Source organism: Dyella silvatica (assembly GCF_026283955.1).
GTDB lineage: Bacteria > Pseudomonadota > Gammaproteobacteria > Xanthomonadales > Rhodanobacteraceae > Dyella_C > Dyella_C silvatica.
In genome coordinates, this window is the sequence record NZ_JAPDPE010000203.1 from 1 (window position 1) to 3,879 (window position 3,879).

The window sequence follows — 3,879 nt, forward strand, 5'->3', positions numbered from 1 at the left end:
GCGCCCAAGGCATGCGCGATCCCGAAGCGTTCAAGCAAATGGATCTGTTCCAGGTGATTCGCCAGGGCAAGGCCGGCATGGTTGCCGCCAGCCTGGTCTTGTCGACCTTTCAGAAGCGTCTGGCCGATCAATATGGCATCGAGCCTGGCGCCGAAATGAAGGCTGCGATGGTCGGCGCCGAACAGCGCCATGTGCCGGTCTGGCTGATCGATCGCGAAGTAGGCACCACCTTGCGCCGTGCCTGGCATAGCGTCGGCTTTTGGCAACGCTTCGGCTTGATGGGCGGCTTGATGGCCAGCGTGTTCGAGCGCGAAGCCGTCGATGAGAAAGAGATCGAAAAGCTCAAGCAAGGCGACATGCTGGAAAGCGCCTTTAGCGAATTCGCCAGCGAATCGGCGCCGCTTTACCGTAGCCTGATTGCCGAGCGCGATGCCTTTATGGCGGCTCGTTTGCGCGAACAGGCCGCGCGTGCCGATACCGGTGACAACCTGCGCAAGGTGCTGGTGGTCATCGGTGCCGGCCATTTGAAAGGGCTGAGCGCATTGCTGCGCAGCCAGCAAGAGAACCCAGCCAGCACCGTCGCGGAACTCGCGCAACTGCCGCCGAAAGCGCGTTGGCCCAAGTGGCTGGCCGTTGGCCTGGTGTTGCTGGTGTTCGCGGCGATCGGCTTTGCCTTTCATCGCAACACCGCGCTGGGCGCGCAGGCGCTGCGTGACTGGGTATTGTTTACCGGTGGCTTTGCCGCGCTCGGGGCGATTATCGCCGGCGGTCACCCATTAAGCGTGCTGGCGGCCTTTATCGCTGCGCCGATCAAGCCTTTTCGCCCCGGCATCCCCTCAGGCGGCATCAGTGCCATGGTCGAAGCATGGGTCCGCCGCCCACGGGTTGCCGACTTCGAAACCCTGCGCGATGACATTGTCCACTGGAGCGGCTGGTGGAAAAACCGCGTCGCGCGCACCTTGCTCAATTTCTTCCTGGTTTGCCTGGGCACCATCGTCGGTGAGTACAGCGCAGGCATCCATATCTTCAAGAATCTTTTCTAGGGCATGCTTTGCCGGGGCCTGAGTGCGCAGCACGCTGCGCACTCAGAGGATCATGGCTTGGCCAGCCCCTGATGAAGCACATCGAGCAATTGCTCGTCCTGATCCAGGCTGTGCTCCCAATACATGACACCGCCCAAGCGATTAGCCTTGATGTAAGCGGTCTTGGCGCGCAGCGATTGCGGGTCGTCGTAGCTGATAAAGGTTTGCGTTTTCGCATTCCATAGGTAGGGCGCCTGCGCCTGATCGTCCCAGTGACGGACATAGCCGTTTTTGCCGCTGCCGTTGTCAGCGCCGGTGTAGGTAAGGTAGTCCGCCTTTAATTCACGCCACGAAGGCGCACCGACGAAGTGCGTGTACTTCTGCTGCAAGCCATCGTGCTGCGGATCCACGCCACCGAAAGCGCGACCATAGAAAGCCACGCCAAGCACGAGCTTGCTAGCCGGCACCCCAGCCGCGAGGAATTGTTGTACCGCCTTATCGGCGGCCCGATCGTTGGCGGGGGCCAGGGCCGAGAGATGCAGGCCAGCGTGATGCCCGGTGCTGGGAGTCAAGCCATTATGAAAGTCGTAGGTCATCAGATTGATCCAGTCGAGTGACTGCGCTGCGCGCTTCAACTCGATACCGGCGACAAACTCGCCATCTGCCGCCGCGATGGTCAGCAGGTAGTGCTTTCCGCCATGGGCAGCACCAAGCTGATCGAGGCGTTTGCGCACAGCCTCCAGCAGTAAGCTGAAATGACCACGATCCTCAGCATGATGGCTGATGCCCGGGCCCGCCAGGGTGGGATATTCCCAATCGATATCGAGGCCGTCCAGATGGTGCTGTTCAAGCAGATGCACGGCGCTGTCGGCAAAGCGGCTGCGCGAGGCGCTGTCCCATGCGGCCTCCGAGAAGTGATCGGCGCCCCAGCCGCCGACCGAAGCCAAAATCTGCAAGCGCGGATTGAGCTTGCGCAAAGCCAACAGATCGGTCAGCGACTGCGCCGCGGTCGGGCTGCTCAACACGACTTCACCGGCCGGGCTCAAGGTGGCGAAGGCAAAATTGATCGCATCGAGCTTGCCCGCGCTGATCGCCGGCAACGGTTGGGCATTGCCTACATAGCCGACGATACGATAGTCATGACTGCCGGTTTGCGTAGCCTGCGTCGCCCCGGCGACCAGCGTCAAACACAGGCCAAACAACCAGGCAACCGCCATCCACCCATGGCAACGCCCCCTCCCGCCGTGCAATTTCAAACTGCCTCGCATTGCATACCTCGTTGTCGTAGCTGATGAAAGTTCCGAAAAGCAGTGACCTGCCTGGATCGCAAGATAAGCAATATTGTCCCTCCTTCAACGCAACCACTATACTTCGGCGACTTTTCACCATGTACCCGCCGGAATCGTGGGAATGATCTCGATGACTCGACTGCAATTGTTTGGCCTGTCTGTGGCCGCCGCTCTTCTCGCCACTGCCAGCGTGCATGCCGAGGGTGATAAGGCTATCGGACGCAAATTGATCTATACCTGCAATGGCTGCCACGGCGTAGTCGGTTACGAGAACGCTTATCCGCGTTACCCCGTACCGCGTCTTGCCGGTCAAAATGAGCAGTACATCATTAACGCACTGCATGGCTACAAGAGCGGCGAGCGTACTCATCCGACCATGGTGGCGCAGGCGCAAAGCCTGTCCGACACGGACACGAGCAATATTGCTGCCTATCTCTCCAGCCTGGCACCGGCAACACCGGCATTGTCCGATGCGGATAAAGCCAAGCTTGCCAGCGACCTCAAGGAGGTCTCTGAAAAGTCTGCCGGCGGCAAAAAGGCTACCGCCTGCTTCGCCTGCCACGGCGCTGACGGCAATGCCATCGATCCGCAGTACCCGCGCCTGGCAGGTCAATACAATATGTATCTGCAGCAAGCACTGCATGAGTACAAGACCGGCAAGCGCAGCAATCCGATCATGAAGGGCTTTGTCGCCCAGCTGTCCGATCAGGATATCGAAGATATCGCAGCGTATTACTCGACCCTGCCGGCCAAGCTCGATACGCCCAACAAGCTCAGTACCTTGAATGGACATATCCAGGGCGATTGAAATCCATCGCCTGCAAATGCACAAAGGCCCGCCTAGGCGGGCCTTTGTCTGTACGACGACTTGATCTTCAAGCCAGCGCCGATTTGCCTTCGGGCTTGCTGTAGTAAGGATTGCTGCCACCGGCATGGTCGGTGGCATCGCGCACCTCGGTAATTTCCGGCACGCGTTCGCGCAAGGTTTTTTCCACGCCATTCTTCAGCGTGACATCGACCATGCCGCAACCATGGCAGCCACCGCCAAACTGCAAGACCACCACGCCCTCGGCACTCACCTCGAGCAAAGTGATGCGGCCACCATGGGCGGCGATCTTCGGATTCACTTCGGCTTCGAGCACATAGCGCACGCGCTCGACCAAACCAGCCTCCATGCCGGGTATCTCACCCTTGATTCGCGGCGCGCGGATATTGAGCTGGCCACCGGTGCTGTTCGGCTCGTAATCGATACTGGCGCCATCAAGCCATGAGGCGCTGTCGCCATCGATATGAAAGTTGAAACCGGTGCACTCGATGGTCCATTCGCGCCCTGTCAGCTCATCTGACTCGCAAAATTCCAGCTCGCAGTTAGCCGCCGGGGTACCCGGCGCGGTAACCCGCAGGCGAATACCCTGCCCCTCGATGCTTTGTTGCGAAAGCAGGCGCAAAAAGTGTTGCTGCGCGCGCTCGGTAATGTCGATCATGTGAGCTCCAAATCAAGCCGCCAAGCACTCGAGCATGAGTGCCGGCGAAACAGCACCATTTTAGTCCGGTTTCGCCGACAATGC

At 59.7% G+C, this 3,879-nt stretch carries 4 protein-coding genes and 1 pseudogene; 3 read left to right on the forward strand and 2 right to left on the reverse strand.

Annotated elements, in window-relative coordinates; all coding sequences use genetic code 11:
• Positions 1 to 1,043: TraB/GumN family protein (locus tag OUZ52_RS22425; protein WP_266160825.1), on the forward strand; the 1,043-nt coding region annotated here is incomplete at its 5' end.
• Between the two features lie 50 nt (positions 1,044 to 1,093).
• Here OUZ52_RS22425 and OUZ52_RS22430 read toward each other — a convergent pair.
• Positions 1,094 to 2,239: a glycoside hydrolase family 18 protein gene (locus tag OUZ52_RS22430; protein WP_266160826.1), complete on the reverse strand. Its 1,146-nt coding sequence runs from the start codon at positions 2,237 to 2,239 to the stop codon at positions 1,094 to 1,096.
• A 202-nt stretch (positions 2,240 to 2,441) separates the two neighbouring features.
• Between OUZ52_RS22430 and OUZ52_RS22435 the strand changes: the two are divergent.
• Both OUZ52_RS22435 and OUZ52_RS22440 read left to right on the forward strand, forming a co-directional pair.
• Positions 2,442 to 2,759 (forward strand): annotated as a pseudogene (locus OUZ52_RS22435) (c-type cytochrome); the annotation flags it as partial.
• Between the two features lie 15 nt (positions 2,760 to 2,774).
• On the forward strand, positions 2,775 to 3,119 hold the full coding sequence (locus OUZ52_RS22440) for a c-type cytochrome (RefSeq protein ID WP_266160828.1): 345 nt from the start codon (positions 2,775 to 2,777) through the stop codon (positions 3,117 to 3,119).
• A gap of 67 nt (positions 3,120 to 3,186) precedes the next feature.
• Here the strand turns inward: OUZ52_RS22440 and OUZ52_RS22445 are convergent, their stop codons facing one another.
• On the reverse strand, positions 3,187 to 3,795 hold the full coding sequence (locus OUZ52_RS22445; protein WP_266160827.1) for an NfuA family Fe-S biogenesis protein: 609 nt from the start codon (positions 3,793 to 3,795) through the stop codon (positions 3,187 to 3,189).
• Positions 3,796 to 3,879: the final 84 nt, after the last annotated feature.

Bases quoted from the DNA above. Each gene is read 5' to 3' on its own strand.
- OUZ52_RS22430 (WP_266160826.1), bottom strand. From the start codon at position 2,239: ATGGCGGTTGCCTGGTTGTTTGGCCTGTGTTTGACGCTGGTCGCCGGG.
- OUZ52_RS22445 (WP_266160827.1), bottom strand. From the start codon at position 3,795: ATGATCGACATTACCGAGCGCGCGCAGCAACACTTTTTGCGCCTGCTT.